Source organism: Streptomyces sp. NPDC006743 (assembly GCF_040703815.1).
Classification (GTDB): domain Bacteria; phylum Actinomycetota; class Actinomycetes; order Streptomycetales; family Streptomycetaceae; genus Streptomyces.
On record NZ_JBEYJA010000005.1, the window covers coordinates 1 to 26,773 of the forward strand.

Genomic DNA, 26,773 nt, shown 5'->3' on the forward strand with positions numbered 1-26,773 from the left:
CTCTTTTTCCGCGGTCAAGGGGTGTTTGGGGGGGGGGGCCGGGCGACACGTCGCCCGGCCCCACCCCTTCGCTCGCGCGCATTCCCACGCAGGGCCGCGGTCAGACTCCGGCCGCGGCGGCGTCCGTCCGTCCGGTGAGCGCCGCCGCCGCGGCCCCCACCAGCCCCGCGTCCGTGCCCATCTGCGCCGGGACGACCGTCAGACGCCGGACGAAGGAGAGCGTGGCGTAGTCGGTCAGGGCCCGGCGCAGCGGGGCGAACAGCACGTCCCCCGCCTTGCCCACTCCCCCGCCGATCACCGCGATGTCGATCTCCACCAGGGTCGCCGTCGCCGCGATGCCCGCCGCCAGGGCCCGGGCGGCGCGCTCGAAGGAGGCCACGGCGACCGGGTCGCCCGCGCGGGCCGCGGCGGCCACCGCGGCGGCCGTGTCGTCGCCGTCGGGCCCCGGCCGCCAGCCGTTCTCCAGCGCCCGGCGGGCGATGTTCGGGCCGCTGGCGATGCGCTCCACACACCCGCGCGACCCGCACGGGCAGAGGTCACCGTCCAGATCGACGCTGATGTGGCCGATGTGGCCCGCGTTGCCCGTCGGGCCCGGGTGCAGCCGGCCGCCGAGGACGAGCCCGCCGCCCACTCCGGTCGAGACCACCATGCACAGCGCGTTGTCGTGCCCGCGGGCCGCGCCCTGCCAGTGCTCCGCGGCCGTGATGGCCACGCCGTCCCCGATGAGTTCCACGGGCAGCCCGCCGGCCGCGGCCCGGGCCCGCTCCACCAGCGGGTAGCCGCGCCAGCCCGGCACGTTGACCGGGCTGACCGTGCCGGCGGACGCGTCCACCGGGCCCGCGCTGCCGATGCCCAGCGCCGTGGCCCTGCCCCACAGCGGCGACGCGCTCAGCTCGCCGAGCACGTCCTCCACGGCCCGCATGACGGTGTCGCCGTCTTCCCGCGCGGGCGTGGCGCGCTGGGCGCGCACCAGGATGCTGCCGTGGCCGTCCACCAGCGCGCCGGCGATCTTGGTGCCGCCGATGTCGAGCGCGGCCACGAGGTCGGTGTGCATCAGAGTCAGATCTCCCCGTCAACCATGAAAGAGCCAAGAGGTGGGCGCAGACCGGCCGCGCGAAGGGAGTGCGGACCGAGTATGCGATGGACAGTCTCTCGCGGGTATGACAACGTTGTCCAGGCTCTATGCTCGACGCCACATCCTCTTACGCACCCAGGGGCCGCCACACCCCCGCCGGACGACAGGACAGGACGCCGCATCGTGCCAGAGACCGCCCGCCGAGAAGACCGCCCCGCCGACCGTGCCACGGACCGCGCGTCCGGGACACGGTACGGCAATCGTCCGACGATGAAGGACGTGGCGGCCCGGGCCGGCGTGGGCCTCAAGACCGTCTCGCGCGTCGTCAACGGCGAGCCCGGCGTCACCTCGGACACCGAGCGGCGCGTCCAGGAGGCCATCGACGCGCTCGGCTTCCGCCGCAACGACAGCGCACGGGTGCTGCGCAAGGGGCGCACGGCGAGCATCGGGCTCGTCCTGGAGGACCTCGCCGACCCGTTCTACGGTCCGCTCAGCCGCGCGGTGGAGGAGGTGGCCCGGGCGCACGGGGCCCTGCTGATCAACGGCTCCAGCGCGGAGGACCCGGACCGTGAGCAGGAGCTGGCCCTGGCGCTGTGCGCGCGCCGGGTGGACGGGCTGGTCATCATCCCGGCCGGCGACGACCACCGGTATCTGGAACCGGAGATCAAGGCGGGCGTGGCGACGGTGTTCGTGGACCGCCCGGCCGGGCGGATCGACGCGGACGTCGTCCTCTCGGACAACTTCGGCGGCGCCCGCGACGGCGTGGCCCACCTGATCGCCCACGGCCACCGCCGGATCGGCTTCATCGGCGACATGCCCCGCATCCACACCGCGGCCGAACGCCTGCGCGGTTACCGGGCGGCGATGGAGGACGCCGGCATAACCGTCCAGGACTCCTGGATGTCGCTGGGCGTCACCGATCCGGAGCGGGTGCGCCGGGCGGCCGAGGAGATGCTGTCCGGGCCGGACCCGGTCACCGCGGTCTTCACGGGCAACAACCGGGTGACGGTCACCGTGATCCGTGTCCTGGCCGGGCTGTCCCGGCCGGTCGCGCTCGTCGGCTTCGACGACATCGAACTCGCCGACCTGCTGCAGCCGGGCGTCACCGTGGTCGCCCAGGACGCGGCGGCCCTCGGGCGCACCGCGGCCGAACGGCTCTTCCGCCAGTTGGAGGGCACCCATCTGGCCCCGGAACGCATTGAGTTGCCGACCCGGCTCGTCCAGCGCGGTTCGGGCGAACTGCCGCCCGCGCCCTGACGCCTCCACCCAGCCCCGGGCGGGCGAGGCCGACGAGGCGGAAGCGGCCGGGCAAAGCCGGAAGACCGAGCCCGCCGAGCTAAGCCGGAAGACCGAGCCCGGCGGGTGAAGCCGGGAGGGCGACGCCGGGGGCGACGCCGGAAAACCGAGTCCGGCGGGCGAGGCCGACGAGGCGGAAGCGGCCGGCCCTCCCGTCGGCCCTCCCGCCCGGGGTCCGGCCTGCCGACCGGCCCCCGTGACGACGCACCCCGTCCGTCCGCGTGCCGCTCCCGCTCCGGCAGGTCCGCAGGACGCCGGAGCGGCAGACAGCCCGGCCGGCGGGGCGGTCGGACTCCCCCGCCACCGGGCTCTCCGCCGCGGCGGCAGCCTGCCCCGGGGCTACTGCGCGGACGCCGTGAGGTCGCCGCGGCGGGGGGCGGCGAAGCCCTCCAGGTCGGCCCGGGTCAGGCCCGTGAGGCGGGCGACCTCGGCGATGTCCAGGGCGCCGCAGTCCAGGCCGCGCAGCAGGTAGCCGCTGAGCGCCTTGGCCGTGGCGGGCTCGTCCATGACGTCGCCGCCGGCCCGGTTGGCGTAGCGGGCGAGGCGGCCCGCCGCCTGCTCGAAGCCCTCGCGGTAGAAGGCGAACACGGCGGCGTACCGGGTGGGGATGTGCGCCGGGTGCATGTCCCAGCCCTGGTAGTAGGCGCGGGCCAGGGCGCGGCGGGTCAGGCCGTAGTGCAGGCGCCAGGCGTCGTGGACCTTCTCGGTGGGGCCGACCGGCAGGACGTTGGTGGAACCGTCCGAGACCCGGACGCCGGTGCCGGCCGCGGCGACCTGCATGACGGCCTTGGCGTGGTCGGCGGCGGGGTGGTCGCTGGCCTGGTAGGCGGCGGAGACGCCCAGGCAGGCGCTGTAGTCGAAGGTGCCGTAGTGCAGGCCGGTGGCACGGCCCTCGGCGGCCCCGATCATCCGGGCGACGGCGGCGGTGCCGTCCGCGGCGAGGATGGACTGGCTGGTCTCGATCTGGATCTCGAAGCCGAGCCGTCCGGGCTCCAGCCCGTGGGCCTTCTCGAAGGCCTCCAGCAGCCGCGCCATCGCGGTGACCTGCTCGGGGTACGTGACCTTCGGCAGGGTCAGGACCAGTCCGTCGGGCAGTCCGCCGGCCCGCATCAGACCGCTGAGGAAGACGTCGAGGGTGCGGATGCCCCGGTCGCGTACCGGCGCCTCCATGCACTTCATGCGGATGCCCATGTACGGCGCGGCCGTGCCCTCGGCGTACGCCTCGGCCACCAGCCGGGCGGCCCGGGCGGCGGCCTCGTCCTCCTCGGCGTCGGAACGCGGGCCGTAGCCGTCCTCGAAGTCGATGCGGAGGTCCTCGATCGGTTCGCGTTCCAGCTTGGCCCGGACGCGGGAGTAGACCGGCTCGGCGAGTTCGTCGCCGAGGCCGAGGACCGCGGCGAAGGACGCTGCGTCCGGGGCGTGCTCGTCGAGGGCGGCGAGCGCCCGGTCGCCCCAGGAGCGGATGGTGTCGGCGGCGAAGGCGTCGCCGGGGACGTACACCGTGTGGACGGGCTGGCGGGTGCCGGGATCGCCCGGATAACGGCGCTCCAGCTCGGCGTCGACCGGCGCGAGCGAGGCGCTGATCTCCTCGCTGACGGCGCCCGCAAGGCTCGTCGCCACCGTCTCCTGCTGGCCCTGACCCATTCCACACCCTCCTGTTTTCCGTTGTGCGGAATCAATAATCCGCACTACGAAGCTATCCGTGGAGCTTCCCGGCGGTCAACACCTGTCCGCAGCCTGGGCCATCGGCCGGACCCGGACAAGCCGAGGCCCCCGTGACCGGTGCGGTCACGGGGGCCTGGCCCGGGCGGCCCCGGGAAGGGGCCGCGGGATCAGCCCTTGCGGGTCTTGATCTCCTCGGTGAGCTGCGGGACGACCTCGAAGAGGTCGCCGACGACGCCGTAGTCGACGAGGTCGAAGATCGGCGCCTCGGGGTCCTTGTTGACCGCGACGATGGTCTTCGAGGTCTGCATGCCGGCCCGGTGCTGGATCGCGCCGGAGATGCCGTTGGCGATGTAGAGCTGCGGCGAGACGGACTTGCCGGTCTGGCCGACCTGGTTGGTGTGCGGGTACCAGCCGGCGTCGACGGCGGCGCGGGAGGCACCGACGGCCGCGCCGAGCGAGTCGGCGAGCGCCTCGATGATCCCGAAGTTCTCCGCGCCGTTGACGCCGCGTCCGCCGGAGACCACGATCGCGGCCTCGGTCAGCTCCGGACGGCCCGTCGACTCACGCGCCGTGCGGCCGGTGATCCGGGTGCCGGTGGCCTGGCCGGAGAACGTCACGTCCAGGGCCTCGACCGCACCGGCGGCCGGGGCGGCCTCCACGGCGGCGCTGTTGGGCTTGACCGTGATGACCGGCGTGCCCTTGGAGACGCGGGACTTGGTGGTGAAGGAGGCGGCGAACACCGACTGGGTGGCCACCGGGCCCTCCGCGCCGGCCTCCAGGTCGACGGCGTCGGTGATGATGCCCGACCCGATGCGCAGCGCCAGACGGGCGGCGATCTCCTTGCCCTCCGCGGAGGAGGGGACCAGGACCGCGGCCGGGGACACGGCCTCGACGGCGGCCTGCAGCGCGTCCACCTTCGGCACGACCAGGTACTCGCCGTACTCGGCGGCCTCGTGGGTCAGGACCTTCACGGCGCCGTGCTCGGCGAGGGCGGCGGCGGTGCCGGAGGCGCCGGCACCCAGCGCGACGGCGACGGGCTCGCCGATGCGGCGGGCCAGGGTCAGCAGCTCCAGGGTGGGCTTGCGGACGGCACCGTCCACGTGGTCGACGTAGACGAGGACTTCAGCCATGGGACTTCTTCTCTCCTGCTTGCGACGGTTGAGGGAGGGGACGGCGGAGGGGGCTCAGATGAACTTCTGGCCCGCGAGGAACTCGGCGAGCTGCTTGCCGCCCTCGCCCTCGTCCTTGACGATCGTGCCCGCGGTCCGCGCGGGACGCTCCGCCGCCGACTCCACCACCGTGTACGCGCCCGCCAGGCCGACCTCGTCGGCCTCGATGTCCAGGTCCGACAGGTCCCAGGACTCCACCGGCTTCTTCTTCGCCGCCATGATCCCCTTGAAGGAGGGGTAACGCGCCTCGCCCGACTGGTCGGTCACCGAGACGACCGCCGGCAGCGACGCCTGGAGCTGCTCCGAGGCGGTGTCACCGTCGCGGCGGCCCGTGACGACGCCGTCCTCGACCGAGACCTCGGAGAGGAGGGTGACCTGCGGAACGCCGAGCCGCTCGGCCAGCAGCGCCGGCACCACGCCCATCGTGCCGTCGGTGGAGGCCATGCCGGAGATCACCAGGTCGTAGCCGGCCTTCTCGACCGCCTTGGCCAGCACCAGCGAGGTGCCGATCGCGTCCGTGCCGTGCACGTCGTCGTCCTCGACGTGGATCGCCTTGTCCGCCCCCATCGAGAGCGCCTTGCGCAGCGCGTCCTTCGCGTCCTCCGGGCCCACCGTCAGCACGGTCACCTCGGCGTCGTCCGCGTTCTCCGCGATCTGCAGGGCCTGCTCCACGGCGTACTCGTCCAGTTCGGAGAGCAGACCGTCCACGTCGTCCCGGTCGACGGTCAGGTCATCGGCGAAGTGCCGGTCGCCAGTGGCGTCGGGCACGTACTTCACAGTGACAACGATCCTCAAGCTCACGCCGGCTCTCCTACTGCATCGTCATTTCTGGGCTGCCTTCTTGCAGGCAGCATAGGCGCCTGAAGCGGCCGATCCCGGTCGGGGCGACCCCGCGCTCCGAGCGAGATATTACTCGCCAGTACACCCAGTTCCTTCCCGCTGAGCAAGCGCTTTGAACTGTGACCTTCGCAACGCAGCGTAACCGGAACTCGACCGTTCCGCGGACGGGCGCCGGGCGAGCGGCCGCGGACCGTCCGCTCAGTCGCGCAGGGCGCCGAAGCGGCCCTGGTGGTAGAGGAGCGGGCGGCCGGCGCCGGGGCAGTCGCCGAGGACGACCTCGGCGATCACGATGCGGTGGTCGCCCGCCGGGACCCGTCCCACGACCCGGCAGACCAGCCACGCGAGGACACCGTCGAGCACCGGGACCCCCTGCGGCCCGTCGCGCCAGGCGGTGGGCTCCCCGAAGCGGTCGGCGCCGCTGCGGGCGAACGTGGCGGCCAGTTCCTCCTGGTGCTCACCGAGTATGTGCACGCCGACGTGCTCGGCGCCGGACACGGCCGGCCAGCTGGAGGCGCCGGTGCCGATCCCGAAGGAGATCATCGGCGGCTCGGCGGAGACGGAGGTCAGAGAGGTGGCGGTGAAGCCGACCGGTCCCCGCGCACCGCGCGCGGTGATCACCGCCACGCCCGCCGCGTGCCGCCGGAAGGCGGAGCGCAGCAGGTCGGGTGAGGCAGGCCGGATGGTGCCGGGAGTGACGAGGTCGGACGGGACCGTCATGGAGTTGTCCTTCTGCTGGTGGGACGCGCGGGAACCGTGGCTGTTCAACAGCCCGGACAGCGCGCTCTCACGCCGCGGGCCGGGAGCGCCGCCCCCTGGCGCCGGCCGGGAAGAAGGAGTTCTCGAGGCATACGGTCAGGCTGACGATAGGTGGCGGGTGCAGTCAAGTACGTACCACACGGGACCTGAATCACCCTCGTGCGCACGGGACTCACAGCGCCTCCCCCAGGGCCGCGACGACGTCCGCCGTACGGGGCTGCCCGGTGGCGCGCCGCACGATGCGTCCCTGCGCGTCGAGGACCAGCACGGTGGGGGTCTTTTGGACGTCCAGCTCGCGGACGAGCGCCAGGCGGTCCTCGGCGTCGATCTCGACGTGGGCGACGCCCGGGACCATGCGGGCCACCTCGCCGAGGACCCTTCGGGTCGCCCGGCAGGGTGCGCAGAAGGCGGTGGAGAACTGCACCAGCGTGGCGCGTTCGCCCAGTTCCCGCCCCAACTCGGCCGCGCCCAGCCGCTTGTGGGTCTCCGGTCCGCGCACGCGTACCCTCCCGTTCCGCCGTCCCTTGCCGTCATCCTGCTCCGCTCCGCTTCAGCGCGCGCGGGCCCGCGGAGATTCCCGGCCGGCGGCGGGGGCGCCCCGGACGGCCGATCGACGTGACGAGGATCTCGCCGGTGACGGGCACGTGGACTGGCTCCCCGGCCGTTCTTGGGGCACGATCTGCGACATGCCGTAAACCTACGGCTGCGTAACTTCCGCCGGGAGTTCCCCCTTCCCTGGCAGACAGAAGGGTCCACCCCGCCCATGGCCGAGCTTGTCTACCGTCCCGTGATCGGTTTCGCCCGCACCATGTTCAAGGTGTGGGACCTCAAGATCGACTGCCGGGGTTCGGAGAACGTACCGCGTCAGGGCGGCGCGGTGCTGGTGAGCAATCACATCAGCTACCTGGACTTCATCTTCAACGGTCTGGCGGCCCTGCCGCAGAAGCGCCTGGTCCGTTTCATGGCCAAGGAGTCGGTGTTCCGGCACCGGATCTCGGGTCCGCTGATGCGCGGCATGAAGCACATCCCGGTCGACCGCGCCCAGGGCGAGGCGGCCTATGCACACGCGCTGGACTCGCTGCGCTCGGGAGAGGTGATCGGCGTCTTCCCCGAGGCCACCATCTCGGAGTCCTTCACCCTCAAGAGCTTCAAGTCCGGTGCCGCGCGGCTGGCCCAGGAGGCGGGGGTGCCGCTGATCCCGATGGCGGTGTGGGGCACGCAGCGGCTGTGGACCAAGGGGCACCCGCGCAACTTCAGGCGCAGCCACACGCCCGTCACGGTCCGTGTGGGCGAAGCGGTCGAGGCCCCGCGCGACCAGTACGCGGGGGCCATCACCCGCCGGCTGCGCGAGCGCGTCCAGGAACTGCTGGAGGCCGCCCAGCGCGCCTATCCGGTGCGTCCGAGGAACCCGGAGGACACCTGGTGGATGCCCGCGCACCTGGGCGGCACGGCTCCCACTCCCGAACAACTGCGGACGGCGGCCGCGCTCTGACGCCTGATCAGTGGTGCCCCGGCCGCCGAGCGATCTAAACTGACGGTCCGCCGGGTCACCGCGGACTTCGCGCGCCGGCCGGGACCGGCCGGCGCGTACAAGGGGACGGGGGATGTCCATGGTCTCGCTCGCCGTCATGTTCGGCCTGCTCGCCGGGGTCGCGACGTGCCTGGTCGTCGTGCTGCTGCGCCGACGCAACGGTTCCACCAAGAACGCGGAGGGTCTGCTCATCGAGCAGGCCAGCCGGATCCAGGCCCAGCGGGACCGCTCCTCCTACAGCACGCTGGCGATGCACAACACCACGCCGACCATGAGCGACCAGTACCGCCGCCCCTGAGAGCGCCGGACAGAAGGGGAGTCCGACCGGCCGGGCGTCCCTCGTGTTCAAAGCCCGGTGACTCAGGACACGGAGCACGGTTCGCGTACGGTGATCCGTGCGCCCGGGCTGAACTTCTCCAGCAGTTCGGCGAGTTCGCCGGCGGCGCGGACGACGTCGGCCACGGGCATCGGGGCCAGGCTCTCCAGCAGGAAGAGGCCGGAGGTCGTCCGCTCGGTGAGACGGGTGCGCGGGCCCTGGCGCCAGTTCCAGCGGCGGCAGGTGACGCCGGCCTCGTCGCGCCACACCACTTCGCCGGCGTCGGGGTGCTCGACGACCTCCTCACCGCCCGCGACGGTCACGAACTCCTCCTCGCCGCCGGCCCGCACCAGGCTCATGCCGCCCCGGATCCGGTCGAGGTCCTCGCCCCCGACGGGGATCAGGTGGGCGACACTGACGGCGTTGTAGAGGTCGACGAGGACGTTGATGCGGGGCAGCCCCGCGTCGGACAGGGCGCGCTTGGCCAGCGCCTCGGCCGAGTTCCGGGTGCGCGACGGCTTGGACCCGAACGCCGTGTACGTCTCGCGCCAGGCGGCCATGTGCGGGTCCTCGTGCGGGGCACGCCCGTCCAGGCGCAGGGCCAGGCGGCGGGCCGCGTCGTCGAGGAGCGCGGCGCCGGCCTCCGTGCTGGGGCCGTTGACCAGGCCGTGCGCCTCGACGGCCACGTGGGTGAAGCCGGGCGCGAGGGCGCGCACCTCTTCGGACACGGTGAGTGTGAGCGTCATGGTCTCTCCGCCTCGTACATCACAGTTCGCTGGGGAGCGCTGCGGACAGCGCGGCCCGGTCGGGGGCGGCCTGGAGCGCACTCAGCACGACCGGATGAGGTTCAGCGTACAGTACCGGATAGTCCATCTCATTCGACTCCGGGTCCGGTACCCAGGCCAGCCGCTCCCCTGTCAGTGAGAACCGCGCGTCGACACCGGGCTTGTTGCCGCGCGGGTCCTGCCGGTGCCAGGCGCCGCGGAACCGGACGGCGACGAGTCCGTGCAGGGCGTGTCCGGCGCCGTCGTCCCGGACGAGCCTCTGGTAGCACAGCGCCGTGGGGATGTCCTCGGCGCGCAGCAGGGCGGCGAGGGCGTGCGCCTTGGCGTGGCAGATGCCGGTGCGCAGCCGCAGGACGTCGGAGGCCCGCCAGGTGACGCGCGGGTCCCCCGAGTCCTGCGAGTGCGGGATGGTGTCGCGCACGAACTCGTACGCGGACCGCGCATAGGCATACGAGTCGGCCACGCCCTCGGCGAGCCGGGCGGCGACCTCGCGGACCACCGGGTGATCGTGGTCGATCGCCTTGTCGGCGGCCAGATAGGCGGACAGGTCAGAGGTGTGCTGGATCAGCTCCATGGCCGCAGAGCATAGGAATGCGATCACTCAGCAGTCAATGACTTTCCGAGTGATCGCATAACTATGCACGCTTCCGGGATGCCGTGCGCCCGTCTCGCTCTAGTGGCGCGCCATCTCCTCCTTGAGCGCCGCCACGAACGCGTCCACGTCGTCCTCCGTGGTGTCGTACGAGCACATCCAGCGCACGACCCCCGCGGACTCGTCCCAGAAGTAGAAGCGGAAGCGCTTCTGCAGGCGCTCGCTCACCGCGTGCGGCAGCTTGGCGAAGACGCCGTTGGCCTGGACGGGGTAGCAGATCTCCACCCCGTGCACGGCCCGTACGCCCTCGGCGAGCCGCTGCGCCATCTCGTTGGCGTGCCGGGCGTTGCGCAACCACAGGTCCTTGGCGAGCAGGGCCTCCAGCTGCACCGAGACGAAGCGCATCTTGGAGGCGAGCTGCATGCTCATCTTGCGGATGTGCTTCATGCGGCGGACGGCGCCCTGGTCGAGGACGACGACCGCCTCACCGAACATGGCGCCGTTCTTCGTCCCGCCCAGGGAGAGGATGTCGACGCCGACGGCGTTGGTGAAGGTCCGCATGGGGACGTCCAGGGAGGCGGCCGCGTTGGCTATCCGGGAGCCGTCCAGGTGCACCCTCATGCCGTGGGCGTGGGCGTGCTCGCAGATCGCCCGGATCTCCTCGGGCGTGTAGAGCGTGCCCAGCTCCGTGCTCTGGGTGATCGAGACGACCTGCGGCATCGCGCGGTGCTCGTCCTCCCAGCCGAACGCCTGCCGGTCGATCAGCTCGGGAGTGAGCTTGCCGTCCGGGGTGGGCACGGTGTGCAGCTTCAGGCCGCCCATGCGCTCGGGGGCGCCGCCCTCGTCGACGTTGATGTGCGCGCTCTCCGCGCAGATCACCGCGCCCCAGCGGTCGGTGACGGCCTGCAGCGCGACGACGTTGGCGCCGGTGCCGTTGAACACCGGGAACGCCTCGGCGCTCGCCCCGAAGTGGCTGCGGACGATCCGCTGGAGGTGGTCGGTGTACTCGTCCTCGCCGTAGGAGACCTGGTGCCCGCCGTTGGCCAGGGCCAGGGCGGCGAGCACCTCGGGGTGGACACCGGCGTAGTTGTCGCTGGCGAAGCCGCGGACCTCGGGGTCGTGACGGCGGCGCGCGTCGGTCTTGGCAGGGTTCACGGCTGCTCGGTCAGCCACAGACGTTTTCCGTTCACTTCCGCGGCGGGCTTGCTCCAGACGCCGGTGATGGCCTCGGCGAGGTCCTTGACGTCCGTGAAGCCCGCGAACTTCGCGTTGGGACGCTCGGCGCGCATCGCGTCGTGCACCAACGCCTTCACCACCAGGATCGCAGCCGCCGACGTCGGTCCCTCGGCGCCCTCCGCCTTCCCGGCCTTGCGGAAGTAGTCCGCCATGGCCAGCGTCCAGGCCTCGGCGGCGGCCTTGGCGGCGGAGTAGGCCGCGTTGCCCGCCGTGGGCCTGCTGGCACCCGAGGCGCTGATCAGCACGTACCGGCCGCGCTCGCTGCGCTGGAGCGCCTCGTGGAAGGCCAGGGAGGTGTGCTGCACGGTCTTGACGAGCAGCAGCTCCAGGAAGTCCCAGTCGTCCAGGCTGGTCTTGGTGAACGTCTCGCTGCCGCGCCAGCCGCCCACGAGGTGGACCAGGCCGTCGACGCGCCCGAAGTCCTTCTCGACGTGCGCCGCCCAGTCCCGGGTGGACTTGAGGTCGAGCAGGTCGACGGTGTCGCCGGTGACGCTCGCGCCGCCGGAGGCGTAGCGGGCCGCGTCCACGGCCTCGGAGAGCCGCTGGGGGTCGTTGTCCGCCCCGACGACGGTCGCGCCCGCCTCGGCGAGCCTGAGCAGCGTCGCCCGGCCGGCGGGTCCGCCCGCGCCGGCCACCGCGATCACCGCACCGCTGAGAGCCCCGTTGCCCGCCATCTTCTTCGCCTCCGTAGGAGCAGTGTTCTGGACGCGGTCGCTCACGCGGCGACCCGCTCGGCGCTGTCGGCCGTGATGCCCTTGGTGGAGGCGATCACGTTCTTCAGCTTCTTGGACAGTGCCTCGTAGAACATGCTGAGCGGAAACTCGTCCGGAAGCACGTCATCGACCAGCTTGCGCGGCGGCTGGGTCAGGTCCAGGGCGTCGGGGCCCTTGGCCCACCGGGAGGCCGGGTGCGGGGCGAGGTAGGTGGCGACCAGCTCGTACCCGGCGAACCAGTGCACCAGTTTCGGGCGGTCGATGCCGTCGCGGTACAGCTTCTCGATCTCGGCGCACAGCTGGTTGGTGACCTGCGGGGCGCGCTCCCAGTCGATGGAGAGCTTGTTGTCGGTCCAGCGCACCACGTCGTGCCGGTGCAGGTACGCGAAGAGCAGCTGGCCGCCCAGGCCGTCGTAGTTGCGCACGCGCTCGCCGGTGACCGGGAAGCGGAACATGCGGTCGAAGAGGACCGCGTACTGCACGTCACGGGCCTGCGGGACGCCGTCGGCCTCCAGCTTCACGGCCTCCTTGAAGGCGGTGAGGTCGCAGCGCAGTTCCTCCAGGCCGTACATCCAGAACGGCTGGCGCTGCTTGATCATGAAGGGGTCGAACGGCAGGTCGCCGTGGCTGTGGGTGCGGTCGTGGACCATGTCCCACAGGACGAACGCCTCCTCGCAGCGCTTCTGGTCGTCGACCATGGCGGCGATGTCGTCGGGCAGTTCCAGGCCCAGGAGGCCGACGGCCGCGGCGGTCACCCGGCGGAAGCGGGCGGCCTCGCGGTCGCAGAAGATGCCGCCCCAGGAGAATCGTTCCGGCGCCTCGCGCACGGCGATGGTCTCGGGGAAGAGCACGGCGGAGTTGGTGTCGTAGCCCGCCGTGAAGTCCTCGAAGGTGATGCCGCAGAAGAGCGGGTTGTCGTAGCGGGTGCGCTCCAGCTCGGCCAGCCAGTCCGGCCAGACCATGCGCAGCACGACCGCCTCCAGGTTGCGGTCCGGGTTGCCGTTCTGCGTGTACATCGGGAAGACGACCAGGTGCTGGAGGCCGTCCGCGCGGTGGGCCGCGGGCTGGAAGGCGAGCAGCGAGTCCAGGAAGTCCGGCACCTGGAAGCCGTCGCCGGCCCAGCGGCGCAGGTCCGCCACGAGCGCGCGGTGGTAGGCGGCGTCGTGCGGCAGCAGCGGGGACAGTTCCTCGACGGCGCCGCTCACGCGGCGCACCGCGGCTTCGGCGTCCTCGCGGGCGGGCGCGCCCTCGCGGTCGAAGTCTATGGAGCCGTCCTTCGACTGCCATGGCCGGATCTGCTCCACGGCATCCTTGAGCACGGGCCACGCCGGGTGCTCGACCACCCTGCTCACCGGAGGGACATGCCCCTCCGCACCCACCTGCACAAGAATTTCCGTCATGACCCATCCTCCACGGGAGAAGCTCGCGTAAGAAGACCGTATACATATGAGCTTTCTTCCAGCAAGGGCGCCCTCCGGAAATTATCCTGCCGACGCTCACCTTCGCCGGTCATTTTCCTGTCCGACACCCGTATGGCGGCGGCTACCCCAGGCCTGCCGGGTGATGCGTGCCAGGGATCCGCGGGGGCGGTTTCCGGCCTCGCGAGCAGGGCCGGCCCGGCGGCACCCCCGTTCGGCCCGGCGGCGCACCCACGTTCGGCCCGCTCCGCCGGCCCGCTCGGTCAACGTCCCGAGGACTCGCCCACGCAGGGGTGACCGCCCGGGCCGCCCCGGCCCCGCCACTGCCCGGCCGTCACCCCACTGCCCCGTGTACGCACGGGTGCATCGCGACTGCGGACCGTTAGGCTGCGGCACTGCCGCGTGGACGACGAGGTCCCGGTCCGCGGGCGAGCCGAGCCGCCGTCGACGGAAGCGAGTTGAACCTTGAACTTCCTTACCATCGGTCACCGCGGGGTCATGGGTGTGGAGCCCGAGAACACCCTCCGTTCCTTCGTCGCCGCCCAGCAGGCCGGCCTCGACGCCGTCGAACTCGATCTGCACCTGAGCAAGGACGGCGCGCTCGTCGTCATGCACGACCCCGAAGTGGACCGCACGACCGACGGCAGCGGCCCGATCGCCGACAAGACCCTCGCGGAGCTGCGGGCGCTCGACGCGGGCCTCGGTGAGCGGATCCCGGTCTTCGAGGAGGTGCTCGACGCCGTCCACATGCCCGTGCAGGCCGAGATCAAGGACGTGGCGGCGGCGAAGGCGCTCGCCGAGGTGATGCGCCGCCGCGACCTCGTGGGCCGCGTCGAGGTGCTGTCCTTCCACGACGAGGCGATCGCCGAGATCGCCCGCCTGGTCCCCGGCGCGCGCACCGCGCTGGTCGCCGAGCGCTACGGCACCGAGGTCGTCGAGCGCGCCACCGCGGCCGGCGCGGGCACCCTCGTGCTCGACATCCGCAGGCTCACCCTGGAGATCGTCGAGCACGCGCGCGCGGCGGACCTGCGGATCATCGGGTGGGTGGTGAACACCCTGGACCACCTGCGCCTGGTCCGCGCCCTGGAACTGGACGGCGCCACCACCGACTACCCGGAGATCAAGCGCACCGGCCGCTTCACCGCGTAGCGGGCGGCCCGCGCGGGGTTCACGCCCCCTGCGCGAGCGGCTTGACGAGCAGCTCGAACTCCAGGTCGTCGCGCTGCGGAACGCCGAAGCGCTCGTCGCCGTACGGGAAGGGGCTCATCCGCCCCGTACGGCGGTAACCGCGCCGCTCGTACCAGGCGATCAGATCCTCACGCACGGAGATCACCGTCATGTGCATCTCCGTGACGCCCCAGGTCGCGCGGGCCTGCCGCTCCGCCTCGGCGATGATCACCTTGCCGAGACCGGCGCCCTGCAGGGCGGGGCTGACCGCGAACATGCCGAAGTAGGCGTGGTCACCGCGGTGCTCGAGCTGGCAGCAGGCGACCACGCGGCCCTCCCGCTCGACGGCCAGCAGCCTGCTGTCGGGGGTCTTGATCACGGCCAGCACGCCCTCCGGGTCGGTGCGCTGCCCGTGCAGGATGTCCGCCTCGGTGGTCCACCCCGCCCGGCTGGCGTCGCCGCGGTACGCCGACTCGATCAGCGCCACCAGCGTGTCGACGTCTGCGTCGGTGGCGTCGCGGAAGACCGGTGCGGTGGCGGCGGTGTCCATGGGATGTGCCTCTCGGGTCTTGTCTCGGGCGCGGCGGGGCAGGCACGAGGGTAACCCCCGCCGGACAGGGCGGGGTCTCCCGCCCGGATCAGGGGCGTAGGGACGGCGCCGGTGCCGGGGACGCGAGGGGGCACGGCGACGGGGGCGTCTCCCACGCCATTCAGGCCCGGAGAGTCCGGGGGACGGTGCCAGTGCCCGCGAGCCCGGCAGGGTCCGGACGGAACCGAACGGGAGGTCCTAAGCTCCGGGCATGGTGCACGTACTCAGCAGCCGGACGCTGATCCGGCCCACTGATCCCGAGCGCTCCCGCGCCTTCTACGGCGAGCGGCTGCGGCTGCCCGTCTACCGCGAGTTCGGCACGGGCCCCGAGCGCGGCACGGTCTACTTCCTCGGAGGTGGCTTCCTGGAGCTGTCGGGCCGCGCCGAGACACCACTCTCCCCCGGGATCCGGCTGTGGCTCCAGGTCGAGGACCTGGCCGCGGCCCACGACGAGCTGCGGGCCGCCGGGGTCGAGATCGTCCGCCCGCCGGTGCGGGAGCCCTGGGGGCTGATCGAGATGTGGATCGCCGATCCGGACGGCATCCCGCTCGTGCTCGTCGAGGTGCCCGCCGAGCACCCGCTGCGCCACCGGCCGGGCATCTGACCCGTTCCCGGCCGTACGAGTCCCGCTGGCCACCGTCGGTGACCGGGGATAGCGTTCTGGTGGTGGGGGCCGAGCCTTCCCGGAGGAGTGTCATGGAGTTCGACAAGCCGGTGATCGGCGGCCCCTGCTGGGCGGAGCTGGGGACCAGTGACCTGGAAGCGGCCAAGCGGTTCTACGGCGAGCTGTTCGGCTGGCACTGCGACGAGCCGGACGCCCGGCCGGAGCTGCGCGGCTACACCGTCGTGCGCCTGGGGAACGCGGCGGTGGCCGGGCTCGGCCCGCTGTACCGGCCGACCCAGCCGGTCGCCTGGAACGTCTCGTTCGCCGTCGCCGACGCCGACGCGGCCACGAACCGGGTGGCGCAGGCCGGCGGGACGGTGATCCGAGGCCCCATGGACATCTTCGACGAAGGCCGCCGGACCGTGGCGCTCGACCCGTCCGGCGCGGCCTTCCAGATCTGGCAGGCCAAGGGCTTCGCCGGCGCCGGGGTGTTCAACCGGCCCGGATCACTGGGCTGGGTGGAGCTGGCGACCAGGGACGTCAAACGGGCCAGGGACTTCTACACGACGGTGTTCGGCTGGAGCGTCAACGTTTCCGAGTGGTACACGCAGTGGGGCATGCACGGCATGGACTTCGGCGGTGTCACCGCGGTGCACGAGCGCTTCCCGGCCGATGTGCCGCCGCACTGGCTGCCCTACTTCGCCGTCGAGGACGTCGACGGGACCGCGGAGGTGGCGGCGGGGGCCGGGGCCAGTGCCCTCCAGGAGCCCGTCACCGTCGCGCACGGGCCGCGCATCGCGGTGCTGCGCGACCCGCAGGGCGCGGCCTTCGGCGTCTACCAGGGCGGGGACGAGGACTGACGACGAGGACCGAGGCCCGCCGGCCGCCGGGCCGCGTCGCCCGCGCCCTCAGACCCCGGGGACGCCGGGGCGGCCCTCCAGACGCGTGAGCAGCTCGCCCAGCAGTTCGGCCAGCTCACCGCGCCCGTCCCCGTCCAGGGCGCCGAGCACGGTCCGTTCGTACGCCAGCTGGTCCGGCAGCAGGCCGTCGACGAGCTCCCGGCCCGCGTCCGTGAGGCGCAGATGGGCGACCCGGCGGTCCCGGGTGTCGCCGCGCCGCTCCACCAGACCGCGTTCGGTGAGCTGTTTGAGCCGTTTGGTGACGGCGGCGCCCGAGGAGAAGGTCTCCCGGGCCAGCTCGCTCGGCGTCAGTTCGTGGCCGGTCCGCCGCAGCGCGCCGAGCAGGTCGAACTCCGGCCGGCTGAGCCCCGCCCGGCGCAGCGGCGCGTCCTCCGCCTGCTGGAGGAGGGCGGCGCAGCGGTTGATCCGGCCGATGATCTCCATCGGCGCCGTGTCCAGGTCGGGGTGGACCGCCCGCCACTGCCGGACGACCCCCGCGACGGTGTCGTCCCGGACGGCGGCGCCCGCCCGAGCCGTGGGAGTGGCCGGGGCGGAACCGGCGGCCGACGGCACGGGAGCGGCCGGTGCCGCCGGGCCGGCGGGGGCCGGGGGTTCCGCTGGAACGTGCGCGCGGCCGGCGGGGGCCGGGTCGGCAGGGACGGGCGCGGCATCGGAGGGGGCCGGAGGTTCGGCGGGAACGTGCGCGCGGCCGGCGGGTGCTGAACCGGTGGCCGGGGACGGCTCCGTGGTCCCGGACGGGGCCGTGGGGTCCGCCTCCGCGGGGCCGGAGCCGCGGGATGTGTCCCGGGGGCCCGCTTCCGTGGGTGCCGGTCGTCCGTTGCTCGCCGTCATGGCCGTGCGTCCTCCGTCGTCCTGCCCGTGCTCGCCGCCGGGGTGTGCAGGCCCAGGCGTCGTACCGTCGCGGCGAGCGTACGGTGTGCCGACTGCTCGGTGAGCACGACCCGCTCCTGGGGCAGGGCGCGCTGCCACCACTCGCCCGACGCGGCGTCGACGGTGGCGCGCAGATCCACCAGGGCCGCGGCCAGGCTCCGCCGGGCGGACTCGAGCGCGGCGGGGCCGGGCCGGGGTTCGGCGAGCAGCCGCGCGGCCCGCTCGCGGGCGCGGTCGACGGCGCTCAGCGCGTGTCCGATGCGGTCCCCCGCCCGCCGGTTGGTGACGGCCACGGCGGCGACGAAGCCGACCAGCGCGCCGACGACGGTGTCCACGGCCCGCTCGGTCATCAGCTCGCCCGCCGGGTGCTGCCCGGCGAACTCGGTGACCAGCAGGGCCATGGGCGTCACGCAGATGCTGCCGAGCCAGTAGTTGCGGCCCATCAGGGCCTCGGCGCCGAAGTTGAGGGCCACGCACATCAGGACGAGGGCCACGCCGCTGGTGTGGGCCAGCGGCGTGATCGCGGCGAAGACGAGGACGCCGACCAGGTTGCCGACGACGCGCTGGACCCCGCGGCTCCAGGTCAGCGTCACGTTCGCCTGGTAGAGGGAGGCCGCGGTGACCAGGGCCCAGTAGGGGCGGCCGATGCCGAGGGCGAGGGAGGCGTACCCGGCGAGCGCGCAGCCGAGCGCGGTCCGCACGGCGATCGGGGTGAGCGGGGCGAGCCGGCTCCGCCAGGAGCGGCGCGGGGCGTCGGCCTCGGCGTCCAGGCCGAGGATCTCCTCCGTGGCCGCCGCCGTCTCGCCGGTGTGCGGGATCGGTCCGTTGCCGCGCAGCTCACGTGCCCAGTTCCGCAGCCGCTCGGGGTCGGTGTCGGCGGGGGCGGCCAGGGCGACCTCGGCGCGGATGACGAGCTGGGCCAGGGCGCGCCGGGACCGCGACCGGGAACCGGTCGCCGGCAGCGCCTGCCAGGCGGCCTGCACGGCGGCGGCCGCGGCGGCACGCGTGCGGGCGTGGCTCTCGCCGGTCCCGCCCGTGGCCGCGTACGCGGCGGCGGCGTTCAGCGCCTGCGCGGTGGCGCGGCGTTCCGGGCCGTGGGGGCGCACCAGGCCGGGCGCCATGCCGACCAGCCACGCCCAGACCGCCGCGGCGGCCGCCAGCCCCATGTGGGCCGGGACCTGTCCGAGCGTCTGCGGGGCGAAGAGGGAGGCGGAGCTGATGAAGGTGAGGACGACGTTGCCGGGCGGGCCCACCCGGGTCGCGTCGCACAGGGCCTTCTGCGCCGCGGCCATGACGGCGCCCACGGCGACCAGGACGACGGTGTCGCGGGTGAGCGAGGCGGTGACCAGGGAGACCGCGAGGCCGCCGAGCATGCCGAGCACCACCCAGGCCAGCACCCGGGCGCGCACGGCGTAGGGGCGGTTGTGGGCGTACAGGGCGCAGAGCGATCCCGCCATCGTGTACATGGCGAGGTCGAGCCGGCCGAGGGCGAGCAGGGTGAGGTTCGGCGGCGCGACGGAGATCACCGAGCTGAGTGCGGGCTTGAACCAGATGTCGGAGGGACGGCCGAGCCGCAGCGCACCGGTGAGCGGGAGGCGCCGGACGGCACGGCGCGCGGGCGCGGAAGAAGGGGGCGTGGGGGCGGGTGTCGGGCTGACGGGCGCACTGCTCATACCCATAAGGTTAGCAGGTGTTTTACTCGTAAAATAGTAATCGCGGGCAGTCGTCGGAAGCCGGCTCGGTCCTCCCGCCGCCCGCACGCTCCCCGCGCACGCTCCCCCTGTACCTCCTTGCGCTCGTGTGCGCACCGAGTGTGGTGGGCATCGCTTGACCGACCGGAGGGCCGCCGATCGCGCGGTCCGGACCTGCGAGCGGGAGGTGGGCGGGTGCACGGACCGGCTTCGCCCGGCTGGTTGCTGGTCGCGCTGTGCGCGGCGACCGGGGCCTACTGTCTGCTGCGGATGCGCAGCCCTGTCGAGGAGCAGCGCCGCGCCGCGGGCGGCGAGGCGCTCATGGGCTTCGGGATGGCCGTCATGGCCGTGCCCGCGGCGGTGTTCAGCCCGCCCGCCTGGGCGTGGCCCCTCTACGCCGGGGTCTTCGGCGTCGCGGCGGTGCGGGCGCTGTGGTGGGCGCGCACCAGCGCGCACCACCTGCACCATCTGGTGGGCGCCGCCGCCATGGTCTACATGTCCGTGGCGATGGCTCTCGCGCCGGGCACCCACCACCACGCGCACGGCGGCTCGGGCGTGCCCGTCGTCACCGGCGTCCTGCTGCTGTACTTCGCCGGATACGTCCTGGTGAGCGGCGCACGGCTGGTCCCGGCCACGGCGGGGCCGCAGGGCTCCGGCGCCCCCACCGGCGGCGGCCCGGCCGGCGGGCCGACGGGCTGGGGCGACCGGCCGGAACTGGCGCAGGCGTGCCGGCTGTCGATGGGGCTGGCGATGGTGGCGATGCTGCTGACCATGTGAGGCGCGGTGCCGGGGGATCCGGACACGCCGTGGTCTGCGTCACTTGCCGCGCGGAGTCGTACCCCTGAGCGGGTGGCCGCTCATAGGGTGATCGCATGATGGTGCCCGCGCTCCTGTTGCTGCTCGGCGCGCTGACCGCCGTCGCCGCGCCCCGACTGCTCGCCCGGGCCGACTGGCCGGACCGTGAGCCGGTGGTCGCCCTGTGGGTGTGGCAGTGCGTGGTGGCCGCCGTTCTGCTGTGCTGCGCGCTGTCGATGATCCTGAGCGCCGCTGCGGCCTGGCAGGAGGTGCGCGGGCACGTGTTCGCCTCGGCTCCGCGTCCGGTGGTGGAGGCCTACGCCCTCGGCGCGGCCGGCGCCTGGGCGCCGACGACGGCGGTGGCCCTCGCCTGCGGCGGCGTGTGGAGTGCCGCGATGCTGGTCCGTGAAGTCGTACGAGCACGTACGCGGCGCCGTCGGCGGCGCGTCGAACTCCTCGTCCGCGCCCCGCTGCTGCCCGGCGAGGACGCGGGCGCGGAGCGGCTGGTCGTCCTGGAGGGCGAGCGGCCGGAGGCCTGGTGGCTGCCCGGGGCGGCGCCCCGGCTGGTGGTGACGACCGCCGCGCTGCGCCGCCTGAAGGGGCGTCAGCTCGATGCCGTCCTCGCGCACGAACAGGGTCACGCCCGGGCCCGGCACGACTGGCTGCTGCACTGCTCGGCGGCGCTGGCGGACGGTTTCCCGCAGGTGCCGGTGTTCGCCGCGTTCCGCGACGAGATGCACCGCCTGGTGGAACTCGCCGCCGACGACATGGCCTCGCGCCGCTTCGGCCGGCTCACCACCGCTCTCGCCCTGGTCGAACTCAACGAGGACCGCGGTGTCTTCGGCCCCTGCCCCACCCCGCAGGCGCATGTGCCGCACCGGGTGCACCGTCTGCTCACTCCCCCGGACCGGCTCACCGCGGCCCGCCGGGTGCGCCTGACGGCCGTGGCGTCGCTCGTGCCGGTGGTCCCGGTGCTGGTGACGCTGGTCCCCGGCCTGCGCGCCCTGGGCTGAGGCGCCCCGGCACGGCGTCCGCGGACCCCGCGCCCGGTCCGGATCCCGCACTCCGGATCCGGGGCCCCGGATCCGGCATCCCGCGTCCGCCCGGCCTCGCGCCCCCGCCTGTCCCGCCCCTCTGTCCCACCTCCACCCCTGCATCTGTCCCCTGCCCCCTGTCCCCCCGTCCCCCTGCGCTCGCTCCGCTCCCTGTATCCGCTGCCGTCACATCCCGCCCCCGTCCCCGCACCCCCGGACATCGCGTCATGCGCTCCGCATCCGCCGCCCCTCCGCCCCGCCCGCAGGACCCCCGCACCCCCGGGCCGCGTACCACCGCGGTCCGTGCGGCCCTCGGGCTCGGTCTGTGTTCCGCGCTCCTGCTGGTCCTGGTCGCCCTGCGGTGGCATCCGCTGACCGCTCTCGATGCGGCCGTGGCCCGCACCGCCCACCGGTGGGCGGTGGGCGATCAAGCCTTCACTCACGTGTGCCGCGTCCTCACCGACTGGGTGTGGGACCCGCTGACCATGCGTCTGCTGTGCGCGGTGAGCGCCGTGTGGCTCGTATGGCGGCGCGCGGCCTGGCGGACGGCGCTGTGGCTGGTGATGTGGTGCACCTTCGGCACGCTGCTGCAGCAGGGCCTGAAGGCTGCGGTCGGCCGGCCCCGCCCGGTGTGGCCCGATCCGGTGGACTCCGCCCAGTACGCGGCCTTCCCCTCGGGGCACGCCATGACCGCGACGGTGGTCTGCGGCCTGCTCGTGCGCCTGCTCCACCAGTGCGGTGCCGGACGCGGGCCACGGCGTGCCGCCCTGGGGGTGGCCGGAATCTCGGTCGCCGGTGCCGGACTGACCCGCGTCTGGCTGGGCGTCCACTGGCCTTCCGACGTCCTGGGCGGCTGGCTGCTCGGTGCGGCCGTGGTGGCCGTGGCGTCCGCCCTCCCCGACGGGTGGTCCCCGCGCGCACAGTGAGCGATGATCACCCCCATGGCCAAGACCGCTGTGCTCTTCGACTTCTCCGGCACCCTCTTCCGCATCGAGTCCACCGAGTCCTGGCTGCGCGCGGTGCTGGACGCGACGGATCTGCCGCTCAGCGAGCGGGAGTTGACCGAGGCGGCCCGCGGACTGGAGGAGGCGGGCGCCCTGCCGGGCGGGGCGGAGCCGGTGCGGGTCCCCGAGGAGCTGGCCGGGCTGTGGCAGGTCAGGGACCGCAGCGCCGAACAGCACCGCGCCGCGTACACCGGCATGTCCCGTCGAGTGAGCCTGCCCGACCCGGCGTTGCACGACGCGCTGTACGACCGGCACCGGACGCCGCAGGCCTGGGCCCCCTACCCCGACGCGCCGGAGGTGCTGCGCACCCTGCGTGAACGCGGTGTCGCGGTGGGCGTGGTGAGCAACATCGGCTGGGACCTGCGTCCGGTGTTCCGCGCCCACGGCCTGGACGCCTATGTCGACACGTACGTCCTGTCGTACGAGCACGGCATCCAGAAGCCGGACCCGCGACTGTTCGCGATGGCCTGCGCGGCGCTCGGCGCGGAACCGGAGGACGTGCTGATGGTGGGCGACAGCCGGGAGGCCGACGGCGGCGCGGCGGCCCTGGGGTGCGCGGTGCACTTCGTGGATCACCTGCCGGTCGCGGAGCGCCCGGACGCGCTGCGGCCCGTGCTCGACCTGGCGGGCCGGCCCCGGCCGGGGGGCGCGTGAGGCGAGAGCCGGCCGGTACGGGTCCGGCCGGGACCCGACCTGCGCCCGGCCGGGAAGGCGTCGCTGCCGGCCGGGCGAGAAAGTAGCCTGAGTAAACCAATGGGTGATGAGGGTGCCCGTCTCGGACGATCCCCCGCGTCGCCCGAGACGGGCGCGCAGCCCGACCACGCCCCCGTGCCAAGGCCGGCCTGCTCGCGTTGAGTATAGTTGGCTGGCAGCCAGTCAACGCAGGAGTTACAGGATGTCCCCGCGAAGCGCTTCGGTCAATGAAGAGTTGCGACGGCGTTCCCGGGAGCGGCTGCTGCAGGCGGCGGTCGAACTCGTGGGCGAGCACGGCTACGACGCGACGACCCTCGGGGACATCGCCGACCGCGCGGGTTCGGCGCGCGGCCTGGTCTCGTACTACTTCCCCGGCAAGCGCCAGTTGGTGCAGTCCGCCGTGCACCGTCTGATGCACCGCACGCTGGAGGAGGCGCTGGAGCGCGAGCCGCGCACCGAGGACGGCCGCGAGCGGATGGCACGGGCCATCGACGCGATCCTGGGGCTGGCCCGCGACCGGCCCGTGCTGATGCGCCAGCACATGGCGGGGATCCTGCAGGCCGAGGGCTTCGTCCAGTGCCCCGAGCAGCAGCGCCTGGCGGTCCTGCTGCGGGACACCGTGGCCCGGCGCGGCTCGGCGGACGTCGACGCCGACTACCCGATGCTGCGGGCCCTGCTGATGGGCGCGGTCTACTCGGCGCTCATCCCCGGAGCGCCGATGCCGGTGCCGCAGCTGCGGGCGGAGCTGTTCGAGCGGTACCGCCTCGGCTGGGAGCTGGGCATGCCCCCGGACACCGAGGGTCCCGGCGGCGGGGCCCGCGGTGCGGACGTCTCCCGGTTCTTCGCCACGGGACGGCACCCGGCGGAGCAGCCGGAGCGACCGGAGTAGCCGGGCGGCCGGAGCCGTCCCGCGCGACACGCCGCACTCCGGCGTCGTCGTCCTGCCCCGCCCGGCCGCCGGGTGTCATGCTGGAACCCTCAGCGCTGTCCTCCGTCCGCACCGGAGTCAGGGGGTTGTGCCGTGTTGCGTGTCGCCGTCGTCGGTTCGGGGCCGAGCGGGTGCTACACCGCTCAGGGCCTCGTCCAGCAGGACCCATCGGTGCGCGTCGACGTCCTCGACCGGCTGCCCTGCCCGTACGGCCTCGTGCGGTACGGCGTGGCACCGGACCACGAGAAGATCAAGTCCCTGCAGCACAGTCTGCGCGCGGTCCTGGAGCACGAGCGGGTCCGGTTCCTGGGCGGTGTGCCGGTCGGCGGGCCCGGCGGGCTGCCGACCGGCCGGCTGCGGGAGCTGTACCACGCGGTGGTGTACTGCGTGGGCGCCGCGACCGACCGCCGGCTCGGCGTCCCCGGCGAGGACCTGCCGGGCTGCTGGTCGGCGACCGAGTTCGTGTCCTGGTACAGCGCCCACCCGGACGCCGTGGACCACGGCTTCCTGCGGGACGTGCTCGACGCCGTGGTCATCGGCGTCGGGAACGTGGCCCTGGACGTCACCCGCATGCTGGCCCGGGGCGCGGCGGAGCTGAGCCCCACCGACATGCCCCAGGCCGCACTGGCCGCGCTCGCCGCGAGCAGGGTGAGGGAGATCCACATGGTGGGGCGGCGCGGCCCCTCGCAGGCCCGTTTCACCACCAAGGAGCTGCGGGAGCTGGGTTCCCTGCCGGGCACCGCTCTCGTCGTCGACCCCGCCGAACTGGCGCTGGATCCGGCCTGCGCGGACCCCTGCGCGCTGCCGGCCGCCCAGCGCCGCAACGTCGAGGTGCTGCGCGGCTGGGCGAGTGCGTCCACGGGCACGGACGCGCCGGAACCCGGCGGCACCACGGCCACCGGCACGGGCGCGCGGGACCCGGGCCGCCGGATCCGGCTGCGCTTCTTCCTCCGTCCCGTCGCGCTGCTCGGCCGGGACGGCCGGGTCGGGGCCGTGCGGTTCGAGCGGACGGTGCCGGACGGGCGGGGCGGGGTCACCGGGACCGGGCGGCACGAGGACGTGCCCGCGCAACTGGTGCTGCGGTCGGTGGGCTACCTGGGGGTGCCGCTGGACGGGCTCCCGTTCGACGCGGCCCTCGGCACGGTCCCGCACCGGGAGGGCCGCGTGCTGCGCGACGGGGCGGTGGCGCCCGGGGAGTACGTGGCCGGGTGGATCAAGCGGGGGCCCACGGGGGTCATCGGCAGCAACCGGCCGTGCGCCAAGGAGACGGTGGCCTCGCTGCTGGCGGACGCGCCCGCTCTCGTACGGGAGCCGGTGCCCGGCGACGCGGTGGCCGCGCTGCGCGCCGAGGGGTTCGAGCCGGTGCCGTGGGCGGGCTGGCAGGCGATCGAGCGCGCCGAGGCGGACCTGGGCGCCTCGCTCGGACGCGCCGGCGTGGTCAAGCTGCCCGACTGGCGGTCCCTGCGGGCCGCGGCGCGCACGGCGGCGCCGTAGGGACCGTTCGGATCAGGCCGGCTCAGCCGTCCGCGAGGCGGGCGGCCTGGCGGGCGGCGGCGTCGAGGAGGCTGTCGAGCAGGCCCGGGAAGAGCCGGTCGAGGTCGTCGCGGCGCAGGCCGTTCATCTTCGCCGTGCCCCGGTAGACCTGTCGGACGACACCGGCCTCGCGCAGGACCCGGAAGTGGTGCGTGGTGGTCGACTTGCTGACGGGCAGGTCGAAGTACGAACACGACAACTCGTCGCCCTCCGCGGCGAGCGCGCGCACGATCCGCAGCCGCACGGGCTCGGACAGCGCGTGCAGCACGTGCTCCAGACGGATCTCCTCCCGCCCGGGATGCGGAAGGTCGCGGCTGCCGGCGGCGGGGACGGGGGCGGTGGTCACGGCGGCTCCACTTCGTGCGAGAGTCCTCATTCTACGAGCACCGTCGTAGTTTGACAGTCACCGTACTACGAGAGTTACCGTACAAGCCTGTCCCTCGGTCCCGTGACGAATGGAGCCCGCCGTGAGTGCGCTCTTCGAGCCCTACACCCTGCGCGAAGTGACGATCCCCAACCGGGTCTGGATGCCCCCGATGTGCCAGTACTCGGCGGCGCCCGAGGGGCCCTCGGCCGGTGTGCCGGGCGACTGGCACTTCGCGCACTACGCGGCCCGCGCGGCCGGCGGCACGGGCCTGATCATCGTGGAGGCCACCGCGGTGTCGCCGGAGGGCCGGATCTCGCCGTACGACCTCGGCATCTGGAACGACGCCCAGGTCGAGGCGTTCCGCCGGATCACCGGCTTCCTGCGCGGACAGGGCACGGTGGCGGCGGTCCAGCTCGCGCACAGCGGACGCAAGGCCTCCACCGAGCGGCCCTGGAAGGGCGGGGCGCCGGTCGGACCGGAGGCGCACGGCTGGCAGCCGGTCGCCCCGAGCGCGGTGCCCTTCGCGGAGGGCCACCCGGTCCCGCACGAGCTGACCGTCGAGGAGATCCAGCAGATCGTCGGGCAGTTCGCGGCCGCGGCGCGCCGGGCCCTCACCGCCGGCTTCGAGATCGCCGAGATCCACGGCGCGCACGGCTACCTGATCAACGAGTTCCTGTCCCCGCACTCCAACCGCCGTACCGACGCCTACGGCGGCTCCTACGAGAACCGGGTGCGCTTCGCGCTGGAGGTCGTCGACGCGGTGCGGGCGGTGTGGCCGGACGACAAGCCGCTGTTCTTCCGCATCTCCGCCACCGACTGGCTGGAGGAGAACGGCTGGACCGCCGACGACACGGTCCGCTTCGCAGCTCAGCTGCACGCCCACGGCATCGACCTGCTCGACGTCTCCACCGGCGGCAACGCCTCCGCCGTCCGCATCCCGACGGGGCCCGGCTACCAGGTGCCGTTCGCGGCCCGGGTGAAGGCGGAGACGCCCATGCCGGTGGCCGCCGTCGGCCTGATCACCGAGACCGAGCAGGCCGAGAAGATCCTCGCCAACGGCGAGGCGGACGCGGTCCTGCTCGGCCGCGAGCTGCTGCGCAACCCGTCCTGGGCCCGCCACGCCGCCCGCGAGCTGGGCGCCACCGTGCACGTGCCCGACCAGTACCACCGGTCGGTCTGAGCCCCC

Annotated in this window: 28 protein-coding genes; 13 read left to right on the forward strand and 15 right to left on the reverse strand. The window is 73.6% G+C overall.

The window, feature by feature from the left end; translation table 11 throughout:
- Window positions 1–100: 100 nt before the first annotated feature.
- Entirely contained in the window at window positions 101–1,054 is a 954-nt protein-coding gene (locus ABZ719_RS06160) for an ROK family protein (RefSeq protein ID WP_366724034.1), read from the reverse strand.
- 291 nt (window positions 1,055–1,345) lie between these two features.
- Here ABZ719_RS06160 and ABZ719_RS06165 point away from each other — a divergent pair, with 291 nt between their 5' ends.
- On the forward strand, window positions 1,346–2,332 hold the full coding sequence (locus tag ABZ719_RS06165; protein WP_366724035.1) for a LacI family DNA-binding transcriptional regulator: 987 nt from the start codon (window positions 1,346–1,348) through the stop codon (window positions 2,330–2,332).
- Between the two features lie 378 nt (window positions 2,333–2,710).
- On the opposite strand, the gene ABZ719_RS06170 is transcribed toward ABZ719_RS06165, so the two are convergent.
- The 5 genes from ABZ719_RS06170 to ABZ719_RS06190 all read right to left on the reverse strand — a co-directional run bounded on the left by ABZ719_RS06170 (window position 2,711) and on the right by ABZ719_RS06190 (window position 7,300).
- Complete coding sequence (locus ABZ719_RS06170; protein WP_366724036.1) at window positions 2,711–4,015, reverse strand: aldolase/citrate lyase family protein; 1,305 nt, start codon at window positions 4,013–4,015, stop codon at window positions 2,711–2,713.
- 188 nt (window positions 4,016–4,203) lie between these two features.
- A complete protein-coding gene (locus tag ABZ719_RS06175; protein WP_366724037.1) occupies window positions 4,204–5,166 on the reverse strand; it encodes an electron transfer flavoprotein subunit alpha/FixB family protein in 963 nt (320 codons plus the stop codon).
- A 54-nt stretch (window positions 5,167–5,220) separates the two neighbouring features.
- Window positions 5,221–6,006, reverse strand: coding sequence for an electron transfer flavoprotein subunit beta/FixA family protein (locus ABZ719_RS06180; protein ID WP_037854640.1), 786 nt, complete (start codon window positions 6,004–6,006; stop codon window positions 5,221–5,223).
- 237 nt (window positions 6,007–6,243) lie between these two features.
- Window positions 6,244–6,762 carry a flavin reductase family protein gene (locus ABZ719_RS06185; RefSeq protein WP_366724038.1) on the reverse strand — a complete coding sequence of 173 codons (519 nt, stop codon included), beginning with the start codon at window positions 6,760–6,762 and terminating at the stop codon, window positions 6,244–6,246.
- Between the two features lie 211 nt (window positions 6,763–6,973).
- Window positions 6,974–7,300: a thioredoxin family protein gene (locus ABZ719_RS06190; protein WP_366724039.1), complete on the reverse strand. Its 327-nt coding sequence runs from the start codon at window positions 7,298–7,300 to the stop codon at window positions 6,974–6,976.
- 264 nt (window positions 7,301–7,564) lie between these two features.
- Here ABZ719_RS06190 and ABZ719_RS06195 point away from each other — a divergent pair, with 264 nt between their 5' ends.
- Window positions 7,565–8,293 (forward strand): lysophospholipid acyltransferase family protein, encoded by a 729-nt coding sequence (locus tag ABZ719_RS06195; protein WP_366724040.1) that lies wholly within the window; start codon window positions 7,565–7,567, stop codon window positions 8,291–8,293.
- A 112-nt stretch (window positions 8,294–8,405) separates the two neighbouring features.
- Window positions 8,406–8,630 (forward strand): hypothetical protein, encoded by a 225-nt coding sequence (locus tag ABZ719_RS06200; RefSeq protein ID WP_366724041.1) that lies wholly within the window; start codon window positions 8,406–8,408, stop codon window positions 8,628–8,630.
- 62 nt (window positions 8,631–8,692) lie between these two features.
- Here ABZ719_RS06200 and ABZ719_RS06205 read toward each other — a convergent pair whose 3' ends face one another.
- The 5 genes from ABZ719_RS06205 to ABZ719_RS06225 form a co-directional block, all read right to left on the reverse strand.
- Window positions 8,693–9,394, reverse strand: a complete 702-nt coding sequence (locus tag ABZ719_RS06205) for a phenylalanine--tRNA ligase beta subunit-related protein (RefSeq protein WP_366724042.1) — start codon at window positions 9,392–9,394, stop codon at window positions 8,693–8,695.
- Between the two features lie 19 nt (window positions 9,395–9,413).
- Window positions 9,414–10,007 carry a transglutaminase family protein gene (locus tag ABZ719_RS06210; protein WP_366724043.1) on the reverse strand — a complete coding sequence of 198 codons (594 nt, stop codon included), beginning with the start codon at window positions 10,005–10,007 and terminating at the stop codon, window positions 9,414–9,416.
- A 99-nt stretch (window positions 10,008–10,106) separates the two neighbouring features.
- On the reverse strand, window positions 10,107–11,180 hold the full coding sequence (locus ABZ719_RS06215; protein WP_366724044.1) for a low specificity L-threonine aldolase: 1,074 nt from the start codon (window positions 11,178–11,180) through the stop codon (window positions 10,107–10,109).
- Entirely contained in the window at window positions 11,177–11,935 is a 759-nt protein-coding gene (locus ABZ719_RS06220) for an SDR family NAD(P)-dependent oxidoreductase (protein ID WP_366724239.1), read from the reverse strand. Before ABZ719_RS06220 ends, ABZ719_RS06215 begins: the two co-directional genes overlap by 4 nt.
- A gap of 41 nt (window positions 11,936–11,976) precedes the next feature.
- Window positions 11,977–13,374: a DUF6421 family protein gene (locus tag ABZ719_RS06225; RefSeq protein WP_366724045.1), complete on the reverse strand. Its 1,398-nt coding sequence runs from the start codon at window positions 13,372–13,374 to the stop codon at window positions 11,977–11,979.
- A 483-nt stretch (window positions 13,375–13,857) separates the two neighbouring features.
- On the opposite strand from ABZ719_RS06225, the gene ABZ719_RS06230 reads away from it, so the two are divergent.
- Window positions 13,858–14,541: a glycerophosphodiester phosphodiesterase family protein gene (locus tag ABZ719_RS06230; RefSeq protein ID WP_366724046.1), complete on the forward strand. Its 684-nt coding sequence runs from the start codon at window positions 13,858–13,860 to the stop codon at window positions 14,539–14,541.
- Between the two features lie 19 nt (window positions 14,542–14,560).
- Here the strand turns inward: ABZ719_RS06230 and ABZ719_RS06235 are convergent, their stop codons facing one another.
- The gene (locus tag ABZ719_RS06235) at window positions 14,561–15,109 is read right to left on the reverse strand and encodes a GNAT family N-acetyltransferase (RefSeq protein WP_366724047.1); all 549 of its coding nucleotides are present in this window, start codon (window positions 15,107–15,109) and stop codon (window positions 14,561–14,563) included.
- A 250-nt stretch (window positions 15,110–15,359) separates the two neighbouring features.
- On the opposite strand from ABZ719_RS06235, the gene ABZ719_RS06240 reads away from it, so the two are divergent.
- A complete protein-coding gene (locus tag ABZ719_RS06240; protein WP_366724048.1) occupies window positions 15,360–15,752 on the forward strand; it encodes a VOC family protein in 393 nt (130 codons plus the stop codon).
- A 92-nt stretch (window positions 15,753–15,844) separates the two neighbouring features.
- On the forward strand, window positions 15,845–16,612 hold the full coding sequence (locus ABZ719_RS06245) for a VOC family protein (protein ID WP_366724049.1): 768 nt from the start codon (window positions 15,845–15,847) through the stop codon (window positions 16,610–16,612).
- A 48-nt stretch (window positions 16,613–16,660) separates the two neighbouring features.
- Here the strand turns inward: ABZ719_RS06245 and ABZ719_RS06250 are convergent, their stop codons facing one another.
- Both ABZ719_RS06250 and ABZ719_RS06255 read right to left on the reverse strand, forming a co-directional pair.
- A complete protein-coding gene (locus tag ABZ719_RS06250; protein ID WP_366724050.1) occupies window positions 16,661–17,224 on the reverse strand; it encodes a MarR family transcriptional regulator in 564 nt (187 codons plus the stop codon).
- 275 nt (window positions 17,225–17,499) lie between these two features.
- The gene (locus tag ABZ719_RS06255; RefSeq protein ID WP_366724051.1) at window positions 17,500–19,215 is read right to left on the reverse strand and encodes an FUSC family protein; all 1,716 of its coding nucleotides are present in this window, start codon (window positions 19,213–19,215) and stop codon (window positions 17,500–17,502) included.
- A 213-nt stretch (window positions 19,216–19,428) separates the two neighbouring features.
- On the opposite strand from ABZ719_RS06255, the gene ABZ719_RS06260 reads away from it, so the two are divergent.
- From ABZ719_RS06260 to ABZ719_RS06285, 6 genes are all read left to right on the forward strand, one after another.
- A complete protein-coding gene (locus ABZ719_RS06260; protein WP_366724052.1) occupies window positions 19,429–20,010 on the forward strand; it encodes a DUF5134 domain-containing protein in 582 nt (193 codons plus the stop codon).
- Window positions 20,011–20,105: 95 nt separating this feature from the next.
- Window positions 20,106–21,041 carry a M56 family metallopeptidase gene (locus tag ABZ719_RS06265; protein ID WP_366724053.1) on the forward strand — a complete coding sequence of 312 codons (936 nt, stop codon included), beginning with the start codon at window positions 20,106–20,108 and terminating at the stop codon, window positions 21,039–21,041.
- A gap of 248 nt (window positions 21,042–21,289) precedes the next feature.
- Window positions 21,290–21,988, forward strand: coding sequence for a phosphatase PAP2 family protein (locus ABZ719_RS06270; protein WP_366724054.1), 699 nt, complete (start codon window positions 21,290–21,292; stop codon window positions 21,986–21,988).
- A gap of 15 nt (window positions 21,989–22,003) precedes the next feature.
- Window positions 22,004–22,720 carry an HAD-IA family hydrolase gene (locus ABZ719_RS06275; RefSeq protein WP_366724055.1) on the forward strand — a complete coding sequence of 239 codons (717 nt, stop codon included), beginning with the start codon at window positions 22,004–22,006 and terminating at the stop codon, window positions 22,718–22,720.
- Between the two features lie 241 nt (window positions 22,721–22,961).
- Window positions 22,962–23,648, forward strand: coding sequence for a helix-turn-helix domain-containing protein (locus tag ABZ719_RS06280; protein WP_366724056.1), 687 nt, complete (start codon window positions 22,962–22,964; stop codon window positions 23,646–23,648).
- Between the two features lie 132 nt (window positions 23,649–23,780).
- Complete coding sequence (locus ABZ719_RS06285; protein ID WP_366724057.1) at window positions 23,781–25,181, forward strand: FAD-dependent oxidoreductase; 1,401 nt, start codon at window positions 23,781–23,783, stop codon at window positions 25,179–25,181.
- Window positions 25,182–25,203: 22 nt separating this feature from the next.
- Here ABZ719_RS06285 and ABZ719_RS06290 read toward each other — a convergent pair whose 3' ends face one another.
- The gene (locus tag ABZ719_RS06290) at window positions 25,204–25,566 is read right to left on the reverse strand and encodes a helix-turn-helix transcriptional regulator (RefSeq protein ID WP_366724058.1); all 363 of its coding nucleotides are present in this window, start codon (window positions 25,564–25,566) and stop codon (window positions 25,204–25,206) included.
- A gap of 121 nt (window positions 25,567–25,687) precedes the next feature.
- Between ABZ719_RS06290 and ABZ719_RS06295 the strand changes: the two genes are divergently transcribed.
- Window positions 25,688–26,767: an NADH:flavin oxidoreductase/NADH oxidase gene (locus ABZ719_RS06295; RefSeq protein WP_366724059.1), complete on the forward strand. Its 1,080-nt coding sequence runs from the start codon at window positions 25,688–25,690 to the stop codon at window positions 26,765–26,767.
- Window positions 26,768–26,773: the final 6 nt, after the last annotated feature.